The sequence below is a fragment of the Antarctobacter sp. genome, assembly GCF_048262615.1.
GTDB lineage: Bacteria > Pseudomonadota > Alphaproteobacteria > Rhodobacterales > Rhodobacteraceae > Antarctobacter.
Window position 1 is genome coordinate 180086 of record NZ_JBLXFB010000005.1, and the last position, 22678, is coordinate 202763.

10 protein-coding genes are annotated in these 22678 nt (G+C 66.5%); 4 read left to right on the forward strand and 6 right to left on the reverse strand.

The window, feature by feature from the left end; genetic code table 11:
* Window positions 1–24 precede the first annotated feature (24 nt).
* A complete protein-coding gene (mtgA, locus tag ACN0S5_RS07945) occupies window positions 25–768 on the forward strand; it encodes a monofunctional biosynthetic peptidoglycan transglycosylase (RefSeq protein WP_417207584.1) in 744 nt (247 codons plus the stop codon).
* A 130-nt stretch (window positions 769–898) separates the two neighbouring features.
* Here the strand turns inward: mtgA and ACN0S5_RS07950 are convergent, their stop codons facing one another.
* The 3 genes from ACN0S5_RS07950 to ACN0S5_RS07960 form a co-directional block, all read right to left on the reverse strand.
* A complete protein-coding gene (locus tag ACN0S5_RS07950; protein WP_417207585.1) occupies window positions 899–13708 on the reverse strand; it encodes an Ig-like domain-containing protein in 12810 nt (4269 codons plus the stop codon).
* Between the two features lie 263 nt (window positions 13709–13971).
* Complete coding sequence (locus ACN0S5_RS07955) at window positions 13972–15186, reverse strand: type II secretion system F family protein (RefSeq protein WP_417207586.1); 1215 nt, start codon at window positions 15184–15186, stop codon at window positions 13972–13974.
* On the reverse strand, window positions 15183–16673 hold the full coding sequence (locus tag ACN0S5_RS07960; protein ID WP_417207588.1) for a GspE/PulE family protein: 1491 nt from the start codon (window positions 16671–16673) through the stop codon (window positions 15183–15185). Before ACN0S5_RS07960 ends, ACN0S5_RS07955 begins: the two co-directional genes overlap by 4 nt.
* A gap of 145 nt (window positions 16674–16818) precedes the next feature.
* On the opposite strand from ACN0S5_RS07960, the gene ACN0S5_RS07965 reads away from it, so the two are divergent.
* Window positions 16819–17340 (forward strand): toxin-activating lysine-acyltransferase, encoded by a 522-nt coding sequence (locus ACN0S5_RS07965; RefSeq protein WP_417207590.1) that lies wholly within the window; start codon window positions 16819–16821, stop codon window positions 17338–17340.
* 11 nt (window positions 17341–17351) lie between these two features.
* Window positions 17352–18299: a Hint domain-containing protein gene (locus ACN0S5_RS07970; RefSeq protein ID WP_417207591.1), complete on the forward strand. Its 948-nt coding sequence runs from the start codon at window positions 17352–17354 to the stop codon at window positions 18297–18299.
* 128 nt (window positions 18300–18427) lie between these two features.
* Here ACN0S5_RS07970 and gspD read toward each other — a convergent pair whose 3' ends face one another.
* Both gspD and ACN0S5_RS07980 read right to left on the reverse strand, forming a co-directional pair.
* The gene (gene gspD, locus ACN0S5_RS07975; RefSeq protein ID WP_417207592.1) at window positions 18428–20362 is read right to left on the reverse strand and encodes a type II secretion system secretin GspD; all 1935 of its coding nucleotides are present in this window, start codon (window positions 20360–20362) and stop codon (window positions 18428–18430) included.
* 134 nt (window positions 20363–20496) lie between these two features.
* Window positions 20497–20970: a type II secretion system protein N gene (locus ACN0S5_RS07980; RefSeq protein WP_417207593.1), complete on the reverse strand. Its 474-nt coding sequence runs from the start codon at window positions 20968–20970 to the stop codon at window positions 20497–20499.
* Window positions 20971–21089: 119 nt separating this feature from the next.
* Between ACN0S5_RS07980 and ACN0S5_RS07985 the strand changes: the two genes are divergently transcribed.
* Window positions 21090–21602, forward strand: coding sequence for a hypothetical protein (locus tag ACN0S5_RS07985; RefSeq protein ID WP_417207594.1), 513 nt, complete (start codon window positions 21090–21092; stop codon window positions 21600–21602).
* On the opposite strand, the gene ACN0S5_RS07990 is transcribed toward ACN0S5_RS07985, so the two are convergent.
* On the reverse strand, window positions 21599–22576 hold the full coding sequence (locus ACN0S5_RS07990) for a DMT family transporter (RefSeq protein ID WP_417207595.1): 978 nt from the start codon (window positions 22574–22576) through the stop codon (window positions 21599–21601). The two genes, ACN0S5_RS07985 and ACN0S5_RS07990, sit on opposite strands and share 4 nt — an antisense overlap.
* Between the last annotated feature and the right edge of the window lie 102 nt (window positions 22577–22678).

Below are 22678 nucleotides of genomic sequence, written 5' to 3' on the forward strand. Positions count from 1 at the left end.
CCGCCGCTGGGCTACACAGATTTCATGGCAGTCAAGGCAAGGAAACCGGCGCGCGGCCAGAAGCGCGCCAATCGCAAAAAGGGCCAGCGGTCGTTTCGCCCGCTGACCTTTGTCCGGCGTTGGCTCTGGCGCTGCGCCCTTGGACTGGCGCTGCTCGCGGTACTGGCGGTGCTGGCCTTCCGGGTCTTCAATCCCCCCACCACCCACACGATCTGGTCCGAGACCCGCCGCCTTGGCGGCGTGGACCGGGCATGGGTCAGGATCGACGACGTCGCCCCGGTCATGCTGCGCTCCGTCGTGGCGGCGGAGGATGCCAATTTCTGCGCCCATTGGGGCTTTGACATGGACGCCATCCGCGCCGCGATCGAAGAGGGCGCAAACCGGGGCGGCAGCACCATCAGCCAGCAGGTCGTCAAGAACGTCTATCTCTGGCAGGCCCGCAGCTATGTCCGCAAGGCGATGGAGGCGCTGCTGACCCCTCTGGTCGAGGCGCTCTGGCCCAAGCGGCGCATCCTTGAGGTTTACCTGAACGTCGCGGAATTCGACGAAGGCGTGTTTGGCATCGACGCCGCCGCGCGCCACTACTTCGGCGTCGGCCCCGAGGCGTTGAGCGACCGTCAGGCCGCGCTTCTCGCCTCTGTCCTGCCCAGCCCGAAAAAGCGTGAGGCCGACCGGCCCACATCCGCCATGAACCGCCGCGCGGCGACCATCATGGACGGTGCCGCGCTGATCGCGCAGGACGGTCGCGCCGCCTGTTTTCAGGACTGATTATCCCGCACCTCGTGTAGCCCCGGAGTGTAGCCCCGGACCTCAGAGCCCGCCCGCGCTCGATCCGGCGCGCGCGGGTGGGTGGGTGGGGCCGCGCCGGAGCGGGGGCGGGTGGGCCCGCCCCCCCCGGTCAGAAGTCCAGCTTCAGCCCGTGTTCGAGTTCCAGGGTCTGCGCTTCGGGCATCGACAGACGTGTCACAACCGCGCCGCGGCCATTGGCGACCGGGCGTTCACGCGTGATGTTGAAGGTAAACCGGCGGCTGTCGTCGATCTGCTCCATATCCACCTCAAACCCCCATGTCAGACCGCTGGCGGCATCCGTCCGCTCCCAGGCAAAGGCCAGACCCAACCCGCAGTTCGCCTCATCGTCATACGACGACAGCTCGCAGGTAAAGCGCGGGGTAAAGGCGGTGCGCATCATGCCCGACAGCGCCTCCGCGCCCCCCGGAGCGGACAGGCTTTCGAACCGGATTTCCGCCGTCGCGCGGACGCCGCTGAAATCGTCCAGATCGATCACGCCATTGTGGCTCAGCCCCAGTTGCGTGGCAGTCACATCCGCATCGCCCGCCTTGGCATAGGACAGGTCCAGACCAACCCGCGGCTTCATCACAAAGCTGTCGAATTCGCGCTGGCCAGAGATGCCCACCCCGGCGAAACCGGCCAGATAGCTGTATTGGCCTGTGGCGTTGATCGGGGCGGCTGCGGCGTCAAAGTCGATGTCGAACCTGTGCCGCCCGGCGGCCCCGGCGAGGTAGTAGTCAAGGAACAGACCCTGCGCAAAGCTGCGCGCGCCATATAGCCCGCCATTGACGCCAAACCCGTCGATCTTGCCATCGCCCAGACCGCTGACATCCGTCCGGCTGTAATAGCCGCCCATGAAATAACCGGCGATTTCGGCATCGCTGATGAACCGCTCGCGCTGCCAGGCGAACTGGAACAGCGCCTGAACGCCGGTATCCTCGGTCTTGTTCAGCGAGAAGGTGCCGTCAAGGATCTCACGGGTGTCGGTGACGCAGTTGTAGGCATCGCGCCCGAATGTCCCCTGCGCCGCGCCTGTGGCGTCCTGAATCTGGACGCTGCCATCCACGTCAAAGCCCTGGATCGTCCCGCAAGGCAGATCGCGCCCCGCTTGCAGGCGTTGCAACGCGCCTTTGGACATCCGGCTGAACGCCTTGGTCTGCGCCGTGATCGTCTCCTCAAGGTCGTCTTCAAGGATCTCGGTCAGCGGCTCGCGGATCTGGTCCACAAGGTCGTCGGTCACGGTGACCGTCGCCAGCGCCAGCGGCGCGCCGTCGTAGCGGGTGTCGGCGGAACTGACCACAACGGTCGGCTGACAGCTGTGCGTGCCCTCGACCTTGTCATCGTCGATGGCGCGGATCGTCAGCGCCTGCGGCACCGCGTAATCCGCCGCCGTGAAGGTGATGCTGGCCGGGGCCACGGTACACTGGCTGTCACCGGCAAACCGCAGCGTGACCGGCGATGTGGGCATCCCCAGCAGCGCAAAGGTCATGGTGGCGTCGTCGCCGCCGCCCTCATTGGTGACAAGATCGACGTTGACCACCGCGATATCGGCAAAGTCGTCATCCGCGATGGTGGCGCTGGCCGTTACCGCTGTTCCCAGCAGCGTGGTCAGATCGCCCGAGGTCACACCGGTCAGCGTGATCTCGACCGTCTCCGGCCCCTCGATGTCGCCATCCTCCAGCACCGGAACGGTGATGGTGGCCGATGTCGCGCCCGCCGGAATGGTCACCGTGCCCGACAGCGCGGTAAAGTCGGTGCCGGACGTGGCAGAGCCCGCAACCGTATAGGCAATCACCGTATCCACGGTCGATGCCCGCCCCTGCGTGACGGTAAAGGTCGCGTCGGTCGGCACACCGGTATTGGCCTCTGCCCCGTCGGTTGTGGCGCTGAGCGTCACAAGGTTTTCGGCGCATTGCGTCATCGGGATGTTGTTCGACAGAACAAACGGATCCCCCGGTTCGATCACAAAGCCGGTGTAGAAGGCCGGGTTGGCCGCCGCCGAAGCATCCGCAAGGAACCCTGTCGCCCCAAACTCGGACGAGCCGATCACCGCCGGGTTGGACGGCAGCAAAGAGGTCAGGTCCAGCGTGCCGGAGGACAGGCGCGTCGTGCTGGGAACACCCACAGCCGTCGGATAGCTGAGCGACATCGAATAGGTGCCCGGACGCAGGGCGAACCACTGGATTTCGCCGGTCGATCCGTCGCGGGTGATGTTGATGTCATTGAGCGTGCCCAGCGACGAATTGCTCCCCGATGGCCCCGAGACGGTGAACCCGCCGCCGGGGATGATGCGGCCATCGTCCTCGCAGTAGAAATAGCCCTGCGGGTCGAAATCCTCATCGTCGGGAATGCCGTCGCCGTCGCGGTCGCCGGTCTCAAGGATGTCGGCCACCCCGTCGCCATCCGCATCGGGCAGCGGCGTCGGATTGGGCGTGCCAGTCAACTCGGCGGTGACGGTGATCGCGGTGGCCGCCGTGGACAGGTTGCCCACAATATCCGCCGCAGCCCCCGCATCCAGCGCAATCTCGACCGTGCCGTCATGATCCGGCGTCACGGTAAAGCTGTAGTCCGCGCCACTGCCCGTCAGCGCCGAGGCGGTGCCGTTGACCAGCGCGACCGAGGTCAGGTCCAGCCCGGTGACCGCCTCCGAGAAGGTCAGTGTGACCGTAAAGGGATCGGCCTGCGGCGTGACCGGACCAGCCAGCGTCGCGGTGGGCACCGCCACATCCTTGACCGCCGTATCCGTCGCGTTGACGCCGGTGTTGCCCGCCGGATCGGTCAGCGCCACGGTCAGCGTCAAGGTGCCGTCGGTCAGCGCCGTCAGGTCCAGCCCGCTGATCTGGTCACTGGCGGTGGCGATGGTGCCCGCGCCGCTGACCGGCGTGCCGCCGCCGTCAGAGGTGATCGTGAACGCATAACCCGCCCCCACCTCGGCCCCGGCAAAGGTAAAGCTGGCCACCGTCTGGTTGCCCGTATTGACCGGGTCCTGATCGAAGGCCGCGCTGTAGCCGCTGGGCGCGGTGGCGTCCTTGGTGGCGCTGGCGCTGGCCTGCGGGGCCGCGTTGCCCGCCGCGTCAGAGACATCGGCGGTCAGGGCAAGCGCCCCATCCGCAAGGCCCGACAGGTCCAGAGTCGTGGTCCACACGCCGCCCGTGACAGTCGCGGTGCCGGTGACCGACCCCGCCGCGCCATCGCTGACGACGATCGAGACCACCGCCCCATCGGCCAGATCGGTCGAGGTGCCGGACACGGGTGTGGCAAGCGCCTCAGCCGCGTTGACCACGCCATCGCCCGCAATCGGGGTGTCGATGGCGACGGTGGGCAGGGTTGCGTCCTTGGTCGCGGTGTCGGTTGCGTCCGCGCCGGTGTTGCCCGCCGGATCGGTCAGCGCAACGGTCAGCGTCAGGGTGCCGTCGGCAAGGCCGCTCAGGTCCAGCCCGGCGATCTGGTCGGTCGCCGTGGCGATGGTGCCAGTCCCGGTGACAGCCGTGCCGCCGCCGTCCGAGGTGATGGCATAGGCAAAGCTGGCCCCCACTTCGGCCCCGGCAAAGGTAAAGCCGGTCGCGGTGTGATTGCCCGCGTTCACCGGATCGTCGTCAAAGCTGGCGCTGTAGCCGGTCGGCGCGACGGTGTCCTTGGCCATCGCGGCGGTGGCCTGCGGCGCGGGGTTGCCCGCCGCGTCGGTTGCATCCGCCGTCAGGCCAAGGGTGCCATCGGCAAGCGGGCTCAGGTCCAGCGTGACAGACCAGACCCCGCCGGTGACGGTGGCGCTGCCGGTGACAAGGCCCGCGCCCGCATCGCTGACAGCCACGGTGACCGTGGCCCCGTCCAGCAGATCCGTCGAGGTGCCGGAAATCACGACCGCCGCCGCCTCTGCCCCGTTGACCACGTCATCGCCCGCCAGCGGCGAGTCGAATGTCAGGCCGGGGGCGGTGGCGTCCTTGGTGGCGGTGTCGGTTGCCGCCGCGCCGGTGTTGCCCTTGAAATCGGTCAGCGTGACACTCAGCGTCAGGGTGCCGTCCGGCAGGCCCGACAGATCGATGCCCGTCACCTGATCGGTGGCTGTGGCAATGGTGCCGGTGCCGGTGACAGGCGCACCGCCGCCGTCCGAGGAGATCGAATAGGCAAAGGTGACATCGGTGCCGGGCGCGCCCGGTCCAACCTCGGCACCGGCGAAGGTAAAGCTCGCCGCTGTGGCATTGGCAATGTTCACCGGGTCCTGATCCAGCGTGGCGGTATAGCCCGCAGGCGCGGTGGTGTCCTTGAGGAAACTGGTCGAGGCCGAAGAGGTGTTGCCAGCGGTGTCGATGATCACCGCCGTCAGGGTGATTGTCCCGTCGGCAAGCGAGGTCAGGTCCAGTGCCTCGGTCCAGCTATGCGCAGGCGCGGGACCGGCGGTCAGGCCGGTTGTGACCGACACGCTGCCCGATGCGCCATCGGTGGCGGTCAGGACAACCTGCACCGCGTCCGCCGCGTTCAGCGCCGTACCCGATGCGGTGAATGCCGCCGCCTCTGCCGCGTTCACGGCATTGTCGAAAAAGCTGGTCGCGCCCGCTGCCGGATCGGCGATCTGGATCGACGGGGCCACGGTGTCCTTGGTCAGCGCGGTGGTGGCCGGTGTGGCCGCGTTGCCCGCCGGATCGGTGACGTCAGCGGACAAGTCATAGCTGCCATCCGCCAGTGCCGCGATGTCGAACGTCAGGCTCCACGCGCCCGCCGTAACCGTCGCCTCGCGGTAGTAGACCGCCGCAGACGCGCCGTCGCGCAGGATCAGACGCACAATGGTGCCATCGGCAACGCCGGTGGCGGTGCCGGAGACCGCAAAGGAAGCTGCCTCTGCCGCGTTGATCACGTCATCGCCCGCGATGGGTCCATCGATGGTGGCAACTGGGACGTCGGCGTCCTTGCTGGCTGTGGCGGTGGCCTGCGGCGCGGGGTTGCCCGCCGCGTCAGAGGCATCGGCGGTCAGGCTCAGCGCGCCATCCGCCAGACCCGAAAGGTCCAGCGTGAGGCTCCAGAGGCCGCCCGTGACAGTGGCCGTGCCAGTGGCAAGGCCCGCGCCGGTGTCGGTCACATTGACCGTCACGACAGTGCCATCGGCAAGGTCGGTGGCGGTGCCCGAGACGGTCACAGCCGCCGCCTCTGCGGCATTGACCACTCCGTCCCCGGCCAGCGGGCTGTCGAGGGTCAGGCCGGGCGCGACGGTGTCCTTGGTCGCGGTGCCGGTGACGGCTGTGCCCGCATTGCCCGCCGGATCGGTCAGGATCGCTGTGACGGTCAGCGTGCCGTCGCCCAGAACGCTGAGGTCAAGCCCGGTCACATCGACGGTGGCGGTCGCGGCGGTGACCGTGGCGGGGGTGACAATCGTCGCCCCGCTGTCGGAGCTGATCCGCAAGGCGACGGTTGCCCCCACTTCGGCCCCGCTGACGGTGATGTCGATCGCTGTCTGGTTCGCGATGTTCACCGGGTCCTGATCAAAGGCGACGGAATAGCCCGTGGGTGCTGCGGTATCCAGCACCCCCGAGGCGGTGGCCTGCGGCGACGGGTTGTTGGCCTGATCATAGCCGATGGCAATGACGTCGATCGGACCGTCAGGGAAGAACGACATGTCGAACGGCAAGGTCCAGACCCCGCCGGTGACGGTTGTGGTCAGACCCGAGAAGGTGACGCCGTTTCCGGACAGCGAAATCTCGACAAGGCTGCCATCCGGCATGCCCGTCGACGTCCCCGACAGGACAAAGCCCGCAGCCTCGGCCGCATTGACAAAGCCATCGCCGGACAGCGGCGTGTCGATGGCAACCGCCGGCGCGGTGGTGTCCTTGGCGACGGTGGCGGTGGCATCCGTGCCGGTGTTGCCCGCCACATCCGTCAACGCGACCGTCAAGGTCAGTGTCCCGTCCCCGAGGCCCGACAGGTCCAGCCCGCTGACCACATCGGTGATCGTGGCGATGGTCCCGGTGCCGGTGACCGGCACGCCGCCGCCATCCGAGGCGATGCTATAGGCATAGCCCGCGCCAACCTCGGCCCCCGCGAAGGTAAAGCTCATCGCCGTCTGGTTCGCGGCATTCACCGGGTCCTGATCGAAAGCGACAGTATAGCCCGCAGGCGCGGTGGCGTCCTTGGTGGTGGTGTCCGTGGCCGCCGCGCCGGTGTTGCCCGCCACATCGGTCAGCGTCACCGACAGGGTCAGGGTGCCGTCGCCAAGGCCGGAAACGTCGATCCCGGTGATCTGGTCGGTCGCCGTGGCGATGGTCCCGGTGCCGGTGACCGGTGCGCCGCCGCCGTCCGAGGTGATGCTATAGGCATAGCCCGCGCCGACCTCTGCCGCCGCGAAGGTATAGCTGACCGCCGTCTGGTTCGCGGTATTCACCGGGTCCTGATCAAAGGTGGCGGCATAGCCCGCAGGGGCGGTGGCGTCCTTGGTGGCGGTGTCCGTGACCGTCGCGCCGGTGTTGCCCGAGGTATCGGTCAGTGTCACCGACAGCGTCAGCGTGCCGTCGCCAAGGCCCGAGACATCGATGCCCGTGATCTGGTCCGTGGCTGTCGCGATGGTGCCCATGGTGGACACCGGCGCACCGCCGCCCGTCGAGGTGATCGAGTAGACATAGGTGCTCCCGATCTCGGCCCCGGCGAAGGTAAAGCTGACCGCCGTCTGGTTGGCCGCATTCACCGGGTCCTGGTCAAAGGTGGCCGCATAGCCCGCCGGTGCCGTGGCATCCTTGGCGGTGGTGGCCGTGGCGTCCGCCCCGGTGTTGCCCGCCGGATCGGTCAGCGCCACGGTCAGCGTCAGCGTCCCGTCCGCCAGCCCGGAGACATCAATCCCGGTGATCTGGTCCGTCGCCGTGGCGATGGTGCCGATCCCTGCGACCGGCGCGCCGCCGCCCGATGAGGTGATGCTATAGGCGAAACCCGCGCCAACCTCAGCCGATGCAAAGGTAAAGCCGATGCCGCCCTGATTGCCGATGTTCACCGGGTTCTGATCGAAGGCAACGGTATAGCCGGACGGCGCGGTGACATCCTGCGCCGTACCGCTGACGGTAAAGTCATAGGGCGACTCGTCCACATCATTGTTGCCCAGCGAGACGTCAAAGCTGAACGGCTGGCTGACGGTCGGATCGGTCTGGATCGCCGCTGCGGGCGTGTACAGAATGGTAACCGTCGTGCTGCCGCCGATGGGAACCGTGGTCGCAAGCGGACCGGTGACACTGTCCACCACCACGTCGGTGGCCCCGGTGATCACCGGGGCTGCGGCCAGCGTCAGCGCATCGGTGCCGGTGTTGGAAATGGTCAGCGTCAAGGTCTGCTGCGCGCCCGCATCCGGTGTTCCCTGATCCAGCGTGCCGCCATCGGCAACCGCCCCGCCGACAGAGCCGGAAATGCCGATTTCCGGCGTGATCACGGTCAGCGTCGCCGCCGCCGTGCCGGAATTGCCCAGCGAAGAAGTCAGATCGCCCGACAGGTTGTCCAGCGCGCCCGCCGCCGTCGGCGTGACATCGACACTGACGGTACAGCTGGACGACGCGGCAAGGCTGCCGCCGGTGTAGCCGATGCTGCCTGCCCCGCCCGTCGCGGTCAAGGTGCCGCCGGTACAGGTGGTCGAGGCGTTGGGGGTCGCCGCCACCGCCAGATTGGCGGGCAGCGTGTCGCTGAAATCAAGCGCCGTCGCCGCAAGGATCGACCCGGTGTTGTCGACGGTAAACGTCAGCGTCGAGGACTGGCCAAGGTTGATACCCGCCGGTGCAAACGCCTTGGCAAAGCCCGGCTGCGGGACAACGGTGATGTTGTCGCTGGCGGTGCCCGAGTTGCCCATCGAAGAGGTCAGATCACCCGAGGTATTGGTCAGCGCGCCGGTTGCGGTGCCGGTCACATCGACCGCCACCGTACAGGTGCCGCCGCCGGTCAGGCTGCCGCCGGTGTAGCTGAGGGTCCCTGCCCCGCCGGTTGCGGTCAGGGCGCCGCCGGTACAGGTGGTTGCCGCATTGGGCGTCGCCGCCACTTGCAGCCCCGCAGGCAGGGTGTCGGTGAAATCCAGCGCCGAGGCGGTCAGCGTCGCGCCGCTGTTGTCGATGGAAAAGGTCAGCGTGGTGTCAAAGCCCTGCGCGATGGCCGCATCGGCAAAGGCTTTGGCAAAGCCCGGCTGCGGCTCAACCACAAGGGTATCGCTTGCGGTGCCGGAATTGCCCAGAGACGAGGTCAGATCGCCGGTGGTGTTCACATGGCTGCCCAGCGCGGTGCCGGTCACGTCAACTTCGACCACGCAGCTCGTTCCGCCGTTCATGAATCCATCGCTCAGGCTGATGGCGCTGCCGCCCGCCGGGGCGGTCAGCGTGGCGCTGGCGCAGCTGGTCGAGGCGTTCGCGGGGGTGGCGATTTGCAGCCCGGCAGGCAGGGTATCGGTAAAGGCGACATCGACCGCCGCGCCGCTGGAGGCGCTGTTGTCAATCCGCAGCGTCAGCGTGGTGGAGAACCCCAGCGGGATCGCGCTGTCGGCAAAGCTCTTGGTGAAGGTCGGCTGCGGCACAACGGTCAGCGTCTTGGACGCGGTGCCGGAATTGCCAAGACTGGATGTCAGATCGCCGGTGGTGTTCGTCAGACCCCCGGTTGCGGTGGTGGTCACGTCAACCGAGATCAGACAGTTTGCGCCCGCACCGATTGATCCGCCGGAATAGCTGATGGTGCCGCTGCCCGCCGTGGCGGTCACGGTGCCGCCGGTACACAGGTTCGTGATATTGGCCGGGGTCGCGACAATCATGCCCGCAGGCAGGTTGTCGGTGAAATCCAGACCCGTTGCGGCAATCGACGACCCGCTGTTGTCGATGTCAAAGCTGAGCGACGTCACCAGACCCACGCCAATGGGATCGACCGCGAACGCCTTGGTAAAGGCCGGTTGCGGCACAACGGTCAGCGTGTCGGTCGCGGTGCCGGAATTGCCCAGAGACGAGGTCAGATCGCCCGAGGTGTTGACCTTTGCGCCGGTTGTGGTGGGGGTCACGTCCACCACCACGGTACAGGAGGCCGCAGCCGTCACCGTGCCGCCGGTGTAGCTGATCACGCCGGTGCCGCCGGTCGCCGTCAGGCTGCCGCCGGTACAGGTGGTCGAGGCATTGGGCGTCGCCGCCACTTGCAGCCCAGCGGGCAGGTTGTCGGTGAAATCCAGCGCCGAGGCGGTCAGCGTCGCGCCGCTGTTGTCCACGGTAAAGGTCAGGCTTGTGGTCTGGTTGACGCCGATCGTGCTGGCCCCGAAGGCCTTGGCAAATGTCGGCTGCGGCTCAACCGTCAGGGTATCCGACGCGGTGCCGGAATTGCCCAGAGACGAGGTCAGATCGCCGGTGGTGTTCACATGGCTGCCCAGCGCGGAGCCGGTGACATCCACCGCCACGGTGCAGGAGGCCGCAGCCGTCACCGTGCCGCCGGTGTAGCTGATCACGCCGGAGCCGCCGGTCGCCGTCAGGCTGCCGCCGGTACAGGTGGTCGAGGCATTGGGCGTCGCCGCCACCCGCACCCCGGCGGGCAGGTTGTCGGTAAAGCTGAGCGAGGTCGCGTCAATGATCGACGCCGTGTTGTCCACGGTAAAGGTCAGCGTGCTGGTCTGGTCCAGCGCGATGGTCGCATCGGCAAAGACCTTGGCGAACCCCGGTGCGGGCACGATGGTCAGCGTGTCGCTCACCGCCGGCTCAGAGGCCACACCGGCAATGAAAAGCTGGCTGGTGGTATTGGTATAGACGCCGGGTGTCGCCGATCCGGGCAGGCTGATCGTGGCGGTCAGGGTACAGGTGTCGCCCGCCGCGATATTGCCGCCGCTGAACCTCAGGAAGGAGGTGCCGGTAAAGGTGCCGCCGCCGCAGGCGCTGCTGGCCGACAGCCCCCCCGCCAGCGTGCCGCTCAGCATGGCGTCCAGATCGTCGGTAAAGCCGACGTTCGAGGCCGTCGCCGTCGGGCTGGCGTTCTCGATCGTGATCGTCAGAGAGGTGGTGCCGGACGCCGGGGCGGCCAAAGGCGTCAGATCCTTGGCAAAGATCAGGTCGATGTCCGGGACGAGGGTGAAGGTGCCCGAGGCCGACGCGCCGGTCACCGCAGCACTGCCGACCACGCCGGTCACCGCGCTGGTGGTATTGGTCACGTCACCGGCCGGGGCGTTGGCCGGGGTCTGCACCGTCGCGGTGATGGTGCAGGTCGCACCGGGCGCAAGGGTGCCCGCCGACAGGTCCAGCACCGTCGCCGTGCTGGCCGCGGTGCTGCCGCAGTTCGTGGCATGCGACAGGATCGTGGCCCCCGACAGCATGGCACCGATATCATCGGTCAGGGCAATGTCGGTGACCGTGTGGGTCGCCGAGGCATTGGTGACCTCGATGCTGATGTCCACGGTATCGCCAGCGGTCACCGTCGATGCCGCAAAGCTTTTGGTCAGCGACAACAGGTTGCTGTCGATCACCAGCGTCGCGGCCCCGTTGACGGACACCGTGACCCCGCCGACATTGCCCGAGGACTGCGCCGTGACGCCGTAGGACCCGTCCGCCGCCGCCGCCGGCACCCGGACCGGAATGGTAAAGGAACAGGACGCGCCGCCCGCCACATTGCCGCCGGTCATGATGACAAAGTTGGAGCCCGACAGCGAACTGCCGGGGCCGCAGGGATCGGTCGGCAGCGGGGCCTCGGCGGCCAGACCGGACAGCCCGGCGCTCAGCGAACTTGTCAGGCTGATGCTTGTCGCGTCCCCGGTGCCGGGCGCATTGGGGTTTGTGATGGTGACATCCAGACCGATCAGATCCCCCGGCAGCGCCGAGGATGTGTCGAAGGCGAACGCCAACTGATACGGCTCGACCGTACCGATAAACAGTGTATCCGTCGCCGCCGGCGCGGTGGTCGCCGCGCCGCCTGCGGTGGCGGTCAGGGTCGAGGAGGTGTTGGTCACTTCGGCGCCGGGATCGCCCGCGCCCAAAGTCACATCGATGACGATGGTACAGCTGTTGTCCGGGGCCAGTGTGCCGCCGGAATAACTGAATGTCCCGTCGACAACTGCGGCGCCCGAGGGATCGCTTGTCGCCCCGGCCCCGGTGCCGCCGCAAGTGTTAGAGGTAAGCCCGGCAAAGGTCGATCCGGCGTGGAAGGCGTGCAGGTCGTCGGTAAAGGCGATGGCCGTTGCCGCACTGACCGATTCCGCCGCGCTGGAGATGGTAAAGGTCAACGACACGGTCTCGCCCGGCTGGGCGTTGTCCTGTCCAAACAGCTTGGACAGGGTCAGGTCCGCGCCGCCTTCGACGGTCAGCGTATCGCTTGCGGTCGGTCCGGACACGACCGACGCACCGTTGTTGTAGGACAGCGGCCCGGTGGTTGTCGGGTAGTCGCCGATCGTCTCGCTGATGTCGGTCTGGAAGGTGACGTCGATGACGCAGCTTGCGCTGGCCGCCAACTGCCCGCCGGCGAGGTTCAGGAAGGGCGTGCCGGAGACCGAGTTGACAAAGACAAAAGAGCCCGAGCCACACAGGTTGGAGCCGGTGCCGCCGGCGACCATGGCCGAGGTGAAAGAGATGTCATGCGCAAAGGCAAGGTCGGTCACCGTTGTCGTGGTTGAGGCATTGGTGATCGTGTAGCGCGCGTTGAAGGTATTGCCCGGCAGGACCGGATCGTCGGTGAACTCCAGCGTAAAGGTCGGCTGGTCAATCGTCGCGTTTGCGACCTCCAGCGTGTCGGAGGCCTGGTTGCCGGTGAACCCGGTGCCGCCCAGCGACCCGGTCAGCGCCCCGGTGGTATTGGCATACAACCCGCCAGTGGTGCCGCCGGGCACATTCACCTGAATCGAAAAGCTGCAATTCGATCCCGGCGCAAGCGTGCCGCCGGAAAAGGTCAAGACCGAAGAACCGCTGAGCGTCGACCCGGTGCCGCAAGGATCGCTGGGCAGCGAGGCGGCCACCACGGTCGCACCGGAAAGCATGGCATCCAGATCATCGGTAAAGGTTATCCCGGTGGCGGAAAAATCCCTGTCGCCGTTGGAGATATGGAATTCCAGCGTCGCGGTCCCGCCGGGGTTGGCCACGCCGTCCGGAAAGAACTTTTGCAACTGCGGCGTGCCTGTGGGCAGTCCGGTGACACTCAACGAGGCAAGGCTTTTGCCGTAGCTGTCGGAAAAGGTCCCCAGATCCCCGGACAGCAGGGTATATGTGCCCGCCGAGGTCGCCTTGAGGCTCAGCGAGATGCTACAGGTTGTCCCGCTGAGCAAAGTGATGCCTGTGACAGAGATAGAGCCGCCGCTGGCGCTCACGTTGGGCGGAAATGCACAGGTCGAGACGTCAATGTTGGGGGTCGGGGCCACCGTCACGCCCGACGGCAGATTTTCGACAAAGCTGGCACCGTTCACAAAGTTGCCGTTGGCGGTGTTGTCGATCAGGTAGGTCATCCGCGTGGTGCCGTTGATCGCGATCGACGGGTCCGACAGCGATTTGCTGAAGACCGGCGCGCTGGATGTCGCGTTGACCGTCAGGGTCGAACTGGCCGTGCCGGAGTTGCCCTGGTCAGAGGTGAAATCGCCGCTGGTGATGATGTTGCTGCCGACCGAGGACGATGTCACCAGAACCGACAACGAACAGCTTCCAAAGGCGCCGACTGCAACATCGCTGACGGTGAGAACGGTGCCGCCGTCAGCGGCTGTGGCGGTCACGCCGCCACAGCTCGTCCCGACGTCCAGATCCGCAGGCGTCGCAAAGGTGACGCCCGCCGGCAAGGTGGTGGTGAACGCGCCGTTGACAAGCGGCGTTCCGCTCCCGTTGCCGATGTCGTAGGTCAGCGTGGACACCGACCCTTCGGTGATTGTGGTCGGCGAAAGCGTCGAATTGAACGTGGCCTGTGCCTGTGCGGCGGACGCTGCCAGCAAAGAAAACACCCAGACTGCAAAAATCCGACCCAGATTATGACCAACCGACATTCAAATTCCTCCACGAGCGCCACGCCAGCGGTCTGCCCACGCGCCCTGAAATGAGGCGCGAGACCAACCGGTATGCTGCATATTTCACAATTTCGTAGACGAGCCGTTGACCTCTGGGAAGGCCACAGGTCGAAACCTAGCGAATTCTACCGATGCACGAAATGAAGTGCGACTTTCCGGAGACACCCATTAACTTCGCGCGCTAACCTCGTGCGTTTCAAAGCCCGATTTCGATCAAGGGGAATGCTCTGAGGTTTTCCCTCTCAGGGGGCGACCAGCGTTTGCAGGTCAAAGATCGGCAGCAACACCGACAGCACGATCACCAGCACCATTGCCCCGACCAGCATCATCAAGGCCGGTTCCATCAGTGCGGCAATGCGCTTGCGCTGGGTCGACAGGCCGTTTTCCACCAGCGCCGCCGCGCGCCCCGTCATCCGCGCCAACCGGGCCGATACTTCGCCCGCGCCGATCAACTGGCGCGCCACGGGTGGCACCACGCTCAGCGCCGTCAGCGCGGTGGACAGGGATTCCCCGGCGTGGATGGCCTCTGCCACCTTGTCCGCCTCGGCGCGAAAGCGGCTGATGGTCAGGACCGAGCCCGCGCTTTCCACCGCAATCGGCACCGTGTGGCGCGCATCCAGCACCAACGCCAGCGTGCGCAGGTATTGCACCGCCGCGCCCTGGCGCATCAGCGAGCCCACCACCGGCAGCCGCAGAAAGGCCCTGTCGCGGGCGTCGCGCAGCGACTGCACCCGCCCGCTGATCACCCCAAAGGCGATCAGCGCCACCGCTATCCCCCCCAGCAGCGCCACATGCCCCTCGATCCAGCGCGACAGCGCCATCATGCGCCGCGTCAGATCCGGCAAGGGGCGGCCAGAGGTCTCGAACAGGGCCACGATCTCCGGCGCGACGGTGACAAACAGCACCCCCGCCACCAGCACCGACACCACCGCCACAAAGGCCGGATAGACCAGCGCCGACCCCAATTGCGCCCGGTCGCTGCGCGCGGTCTCAAGATGCTCTGCCAGACTGTTGAAAACGTTTGACAACTCCCCCGCCCGCTCGCCCGCCTGCACGGCGGCCAGATAGTAGCGCGGGAACCCCGCGCCGCTGGTGTCCAGCGCCACCGACAGCGGCTCTCCTTCCAGCAGGGCGGCCTGCGCGCGGGCCACCACCTGATCCAGCGCCGCCGTGCTGCCCGCGCTTTTCAGCGTGCCCAGCGCGTCGTCCACCGCCATCTCGGCGCTCAGCAGCACCGCCATCTGGCGGGTAAAGACCGCCTGCAAATCCCGCGACAGCCGCGCCCGGCCAAGACCCCGCCCCCGCGCCGCACGCCCCCGCGACCGCGCCGTCAGGTCAGAGACATACAGCCCCTGCGCCTTGAGCTGCTCCGAGGCATCCACCTCGGTCTCGGCCACAACCGTGCCCGCCTTGCGCGCCCCGTCGGCGGTGTAGGCGACATAGGCAAAGGCCCTCATCCGCCGTCCCCGACCACGCGCAGCGCCTCGGCAAGGCTGGTCTGTCCGGTCGCCACCGCCCGCAGCGCCTGCCCGATCAGCCGGTCACGCGGCTCCAGCGTGCTTTTCCACAAGGCCCCCTCGCCCGCGCCATAGTTGATCGCCTCGCGCAGGTCCTCATCCACCGGCAGGATCTCAAAAATCCCGATCCGCCCGACGTAGCCCGCCCCGTTGCAGGCCGGACAGCCCTTGGCCACATGCAGCACCGTGGGCAGCGGCATGTTTGTCATATCGAACTGCCGCGCCTCGGACTCGGTCGGCGCATGCGGCTGGCGACAGTCCTGGCACAACCGCCGCAACAGCCGCTGCGCGATGACACCGCGCAGCGTGGCCGAGATCAGGAAATTCTCCAGCCCCAGATCGCGCAGCCGCACCACGGCGGCGACCGAACTGTTGGCGTGCAGCGAGGAAAACACCAGATGCCCGGTCAGCGCCGCCTGTGCGGCGGTGCTGGCGGTCTCACCATCGCGGATTTCCCCCACAAGGATCACATCCGGGTCCTGCCGCAGGGTCGCCCGCAGCCCCGCGGCAAAGGTCATGCCGATCTCGGCGTTGATCTGGGTCTGCGAGATCCCGGTCAGATCGTATTCAATCGGGTCCTCGACCGTGACGATATTGCGCTCTTCCCGGTCCGCCAGTTTCAACAGCGAATACAGCGTCGTGGTCTTGCCCGCGCCCGTTGGCCCGGTGGCAAGGATGATCCCGTTCGGCGTGGCGGCCAGCTTTTCCAGCAGCGCAATCTGCACCTGATCCAGCCCCAACTGCTCCAGCGGCATCAACCCGGCGGCGCGGTCCAGAATCCGCAGCACGATCCGCTCACCGTAATTGCCCGGCAAGGAACTCACCCGCGTGTCGATCATCCGCCCGCCCAGCCGCAGCGGGATGCGCCCGTCCTGCGGCAGCCGCGTCTCGGCGATGTCCAGCCCCGCCATGACCTTCAGCCGCGACACCACCCGTTTCACCGGCACATCGGCCCGGTCCATGACCGTCTGCAAGAACCCGTCGACGCGCATCCGCGCGCGCAGCCCGCCCTCGTGCGGCTCGATATGCAGGTCCGACGCGCCGTCCAGCACCGCCTTGCGCAGCAACTGGTTGACCAACTGGATCACCGGCGCTTCCTCGGCGTCCTCCAACAGATCGCGCCCGCGCCGCTGCGCCGCGTCATCGACCAGATCAAAGGTCACGCCCTGCGCCTCGCCGTCGCGCTTGGCGCTGTGGTACAGCCGCGCCAGCACCGCCTCGAAGCCCGCCGCATCCGGCATGTCCAGCGGGGCCGCCAGCCCGGCCCGCCGCTGCGCCTCGCGCAGGCCGGTCAGCGTGGCCCCCGGTCCCGCCACCACCCGCACCCCGTCCAAGGCAACCCCGTGGTCGCGGGCAAAGGCATAGGGCAGCACCGGCAACGGCTCCGGCGTGATCAGCAACAGCGGTTCCTCAGGGCTCTTGGTCATCCGGTGGTGTATCCCGCGCAGAAGGTGCGTGCCCTTTGTGCCCTCAACACCACCGCCACCGCAACGGTCTTTCCCAACCGCTTGCAATGCTTGACAAACCGGGCTGCCGTTAACCTTATGGGCCAGAGCGGGGCGCAGAGCAGGCATGACACCAACCAAAACCGGATTTGACGGGCCGAAACCGGAATACCCGGAACGGGACCAGATCGCCGCCTATGGCGCGATCTCCTTTCTCTACATGCGTGCGCCCAAATATGACCGGATGTCCTTTTCCGACATCCGGCTGCTGATCCAGCCGCCCGTTGACCTGCGGTTCTACCACATTCGCAACATCGACGGCGTGCCGCGCGCCGCGATCACATGGGCCTTCCTGTCACCAGAGGCCGAGGCAAAGCTGATCGACGGCCAGATGATCGCGCCGCGCGACTGGGCCTCGGGCACGCGGGCGTGGATCATGGAACTGATCGCCCCCTATCCGGGATCAAACCTTGGCGCGGGGCTGACCCGGACCTTTCTCAAGGCGCTGGGGCCAGAGCATCAGACCGCCCGCTTTGCGCGCTTTGCCGCGCCGGGCGTTCTCAAACACATCACCGAATTTCGCCGCGACGGCCCGGACAGGTGGACAAGCCACCGCATCCCGGCCCGCGCGTTTGACACAATTTCATAAGGAGATTCCCCATGGGCCTGTCTGGCGTCATGCAACTCACCAACCCGTCGGTCGCCGCATCCAGCACCACGCAGGAAAACATCGGCACCGGCAACCAGACCGACGACACTTATACCTATGACGTCGATTTCAGCGCCATAGGCACGACGTTTGTCTTCACCGGCGACTTCGAATTTGTCGATGGCAGCAGCGACAGCAACTACGGTTTCACGCCGTCAGCATCGTTTCCGGGGACGTTCAACCTCAACGCCGCCGACGGGACATTCACCTATACCGTCACGGCGGCGCAGGTGCAGGCCAGCGGCCTCAACAGCCATTCCGGCACGGTGCAGGGCAGCAGCACCTTCAGCAGTTTCGACACCGACACGCTGAATTTCAACTTCACCCTCTGTTTCGCCGCTGGCACCGGTATCGCCACGCCCCACGGCGAACGCGCGGTCGAGGATCTGGCCATCGGCGATCTTGTGACCACCGCCGAGGGCCGCAGCGTGCCGGTGAAATGGATTGGCCGCACCAGCATCAGCCCGATGTTCAAACCCGCCGACCGGCTGGAACCGGTGCGCATCCGCGCGGGCGCCTTTGCGCCGGGCGTGCCCAACCGCGACCTGACCGTAACCGCCGATCACGGCATGGTGCTGGACGGCATGGTGATCACGGCGGGCGCACTTGTGAACGGCACCTCGGTGCACTGGGTCGACTGGCGGCGCTTTGGCCAGACCATCGCCTATTACCATGTCGAGACGGACGCCCATGACGTGATCCTCGCCAATGGCGCAGCGGCGGAAACCTATATCGACTATGTGGCGCGCAGCAGTTTCGACAATCACGCCGAATACCTCGCGCTCTACGGGGATGAGGCCGCGATCCCAGAGATGCCCCTGCCCCGGATCAGCGCCGCCCGGATGGTCCCGGCGTATCTGCGGGACCGGCTGTCCGGACAGGGCCAAGACGCCGCCTAAGGTGTCTCTCGCCGCACCGGATATCCGGTGCGGCGTCGGCGCAATTCCTAAGCGTTGGTTAAATCGCCTCTGTAACCCATTGATTTTTCATAACCCCAAGGCTGTCCACGCGTGGACAGCCCAAGGCGTCACTCAGAAAACTTCAACCGGCTGGGCAGCGGCGGATAGTTTTTCGTCTCCGCCGCGCGATCAATAAAGGTCGCGTCAAAGGGCTGATTCAGATCGGCCCCATCAAAGGGCAGCGCCCCCAGAGGGGTCTGCGGAAAACGCGTGCTGTCCTCGGGCTGGATCGCAAGGCTCGCCTTCTTGGCCTCGCGCGCCAGTTCACGGGTCAGCCGCGTCGCCTCCTTGTCCGAGGACACGATCCGGGGCCGCAACAGCACCAGCAAGACCCGCTGGTTCTTGGTCCCCGATTTGCCCCGGAACAGCCCGCCCACGATGGGCAGCTTCGAAATCCCCGGCACCCGCTGAGAATTGGAGCCAAAGCCGTTCTCCAGCAAACCGCCCAGCATGATGACATTGCCGTCACGCACCAGAACCGTGGTCGACAGCGCCCGCTTGGCGGTGATCTCTCCACCCGCCGATGAGACCGCATTGGTGAGGTTCGACACCTCCTGCTTGATCACCATCCGCACGGTCCCGTCCGCATTGATCTGCGGCGTCACGTTCAGCGTCAGGCCCACGTCCTGCCGCTCGATGGTCTGGAACGGCTCATTCACCGCGCCCTGCCCCACCTGCGTGAACTGCCCGGTCACAAAGGGCACGTTCTGGGCCACCACGATTTCTGCCTCCTGCCCGTTCAGGGTCAGGATCGAGGGCGTCGACAACAGCCGCGTGCTGCGGGTCTCGGCGATGGCTGTCAGCAGCCCCGCGATCCCGGTGGAGTTGTCCCCCGCCCGCCCGCCGATCACGCCGCCATTGCCCGGGTTGGCCGTGTCGCCGTTCAGAACGGTGGACACAAGGCTGGTCAGGCTGGGCCGCCCTTCCAGAGCAAACTGCACCCCGCCGATGATGGCATCATTCAGGATCGCGCCGAACTGCACCGACAGGTCGGAAAACCCGTCCACCGACATCTCGAAGATCACCGCCTCGACCAGCACCTGCGTCGGGCGGCGGTCCAGATGGTGCACCATGGCGACGATGTCCTGCATCTGGTCGGCAGGGGCGGAGATCAGCAGCGAATTGGTGCCCGGCTCCGGCACGATGCGGATCTGCCCGCCGGTGCCGCCGCCGCTGTCCGCCCCCTGAAAGCTGCGCAACACCACGTCCGCCAGCGTCGCCGCCTGCGCATAGTTGATCTGGACCACGCGGCTTTGCTGATTGTTTTGCTGCGCGTCCAGACGGCCCGACAGGATGCGGATCTGTTCGCGCAGGTCACGCGGCCCCAGCACCAGCAGCGCGTTCGAGCGCGCATCGACGCTGACGCTGGCGCCGTCGGGCACGATCCCCATGGACTGAATCACTTGCAGCACCTCACGCGCGTCGGCGTTGCGCAGGCGGATCATCTCGATCGGCTCAGAGCGCGGCTGGTCGAGTTCGGAAATCAGGTTCTGGATGCGGCGATGGTTGCCCGAACGATCCGACAGGATAATCAATCGCGCATTGGGAACGGTGGAAATCACCGCCTCGGACGGCAGCAGCGGGCGCACCACATCGACCACCTCAGAGACGGGAATGTGTTGCACATAGATGACACGGGTCTCATAGACACCTGCCCCCGGAGCGCCGGGAGACAGCTCTCGGGCGGTGTTCAGCGGCACGATCCGGTCGGCGTCGATGCCCTTGACGATGGTCAGGCGGTTGACCTCCAGCACGTTGAGAAAGATCTCATACAGCGCGGCAGAGGTCACGTTGTCCGGGGCCAGCACGGTGACGGTCCCCCGCACGCCCGGATCAATCACAAAGTTGCGGCCCGTCGCCTCTGACACGATTTCGACAAAGCTGCGCAGGTCCGCGTCGCGCAGATCAAGCGCGCCTTGCGCCCGGACACCCCCCGGCAACAGCAAAAGAATTGCGATGAAGCCTGCCAGACACCACGCGCGAACCCGCGCGGGGCCGCTCATGTCGACCAAAGTTCCTGCCCGCACTTTCGTGCCCTCTCGATATTGTTTTTCGCCGCGTGTTCGCGGTCGTTTCGCACAACATACAGCGAAACAAAGGGCTTGTCTCCCCCTCGGCGAATCGGGGCGGAAAGGGGTCAGTCGCGGAAGGCGAGAAAGGCATCCTCACCGTGGTTGTCCACCCGCAGCCCGCCGGTTTCGATCCCCGTCACAACGACGTTGTCGGCAAGGCTGTCGCCAACCCGGATCAGGCGCTCGCCGGTCGGATGCGAGATGATGGCCCAGCGGGTGTCGCCGTCGCTGACCACCCCCTTGAGCGCGAACCCAAGGCTGTCGAGCGGCGGCGCGGGCGGGCGCGGCGGCTCTTCCAGAACCGGGGCGGGCGGGCGCGGCGGTTGCGGTTCGGGCGGCTGATAGGTGCCGAACAGCGACGGCCAGCGGACCGGCGGCTGTGGTTGCGGCATGTCCAGCGCCAGCGTCTCATCGGCAGGTGCCGGGGCCAGTGCCGCCGCCTCTGGCAACGGATTTTCCAGCGCGCGATACAGGCCTTGCCCCGCCCAGACAGCCGCGGCAAGGGTCAATGGCGTCAACAGCCAGGCAAGCCAGCGCATCACGCTCTCCGTCTTATCCCATGGGCGGTCTTGGGTTTTCGTGGACGCCGCCCCCTGTCCGGTGGTATCATGACGCTCGATCAAGGCAAACCTTGGCGACGATAATGAGGACAGAGCAGATGACCCCCAAACGCGTGATGCTGGCGTCCATGGCGCTTGGCGTGCTGTTGCCCCTTGCGGCCTGCGGCACCGCAGAGAGCAATTCATCGGGCTTTCGCAAGAACTATGTGGTGGCGCGGTCGGCGCTGGAAGAGGGCGAATACGGGCAGGCAAACCGTCAATACGCGCGGCTGATGAGCAGCGCGGGCCCGTTCCTGCCCCGGATCCAGCTGGAATATGCCCACAGCCTGCTGCGCGCCGGAGACTATGCGCAAGCCGCCCAGATGGCCGAGGCCATGGCGATGGGCAGCGAGGGCGCGGCCAGTGCGGCGGCGCTGTCGGTGGCGGCCACGGCCCGGCACGAACTGGGGCTTGAATCCTTGGCAGAGGGCAAGACGCAGGCCGGCAAGATGCATCTTGAGCGCGCGCAATCCTCTATGGCTCAGGTGCTGGCAACGCACCCTGAACTGGATCCGCTGGGATCGCTGGCCGGTCGTCAGGCCAGCATCGCGGTGCGGTTGAAGGCGCTTTAGCGCCGTCCCCAGCGGGATCGCCGCCCCGGCGCGGGACGTGCCTTGGCCTGTTCGCGCAGAAAGACAAAGACCCCCGCCCCGATGATCAGCAGGCACCCGGCCCATGTCGCCGGGATCGGCCATTCGCCGAACACCATCCAGCCCCAGAAGATCGCCAGCGGCAGGCCGATGTATTCGAATGGCGCGATGGTGGCGGCATCGGCCATCCGGTACGCGGCGGCAAGGCAATAGCCGACCACCCCGGAACACAGCCCCAATCCCAGAAACACCACCCAGTCCCCCGGCGCGGGCCAGACCCACGCGCGCAGCAGAAAGATCAGGCTTTCGTTCTCGACCCCTTCGACAAAGCGCCCGTCCCCGGCGACCAGAAAGAACAGCGTCGAGACAATCAGGAACGTCCCCTGCACATAGACCGCCAGCGCCGAGGCCCGCGTGGTCATGCCCAGCCGCCGTGTCAGCACCTGCATCAAGGCATAAAACGCCGCCGCGACCACCGGCAACAGCATCACCAGCCGCGAGGCCGACACATCCGCGTTCCACGGCTCTTGCATCACCACCACTCCGGCGAAACCGACAATCACCGCACCAATCCTCAGCGGGCCGACCTTTTCGCCCAGAATCGGGATCGACAGCAGCGTGATCAGCAGGGGGGCCACAAAGAACAGCGCCGTCGCCTGCCCCAGCGGCAACACCGCCAGCGCGCAGAAATAGGTCATGTTCGACAGCACGACGAGCAGGCCGCGCAACAGGTGCAACCCCGGCGTGCTGGTCCGGAGCACGCCAAGGCCGCCTTCGGCAAAAACAAAGCCAAAGGAGAACACCAAGCCAACGGCAGAGCGGGCAAAAATCATCTGGTGCAGCGGATAGCCGCCGGACAACACCTTGATCAGAAGGTCATTTATCGAAATGGCGACGATGCCTATGCAGATGAACAGGATGCCAAGGGCGGGACGATTGAGTTTTGCGGGGGTCATCCCTTGGCTTTAGGACCCGACGCCGCTGGCCGCCAGTCTGTTTGCGACATGCATGGTCTCTATGCATTCCTGCTCAATTGAACATCACGTGCGGAAGGTTAG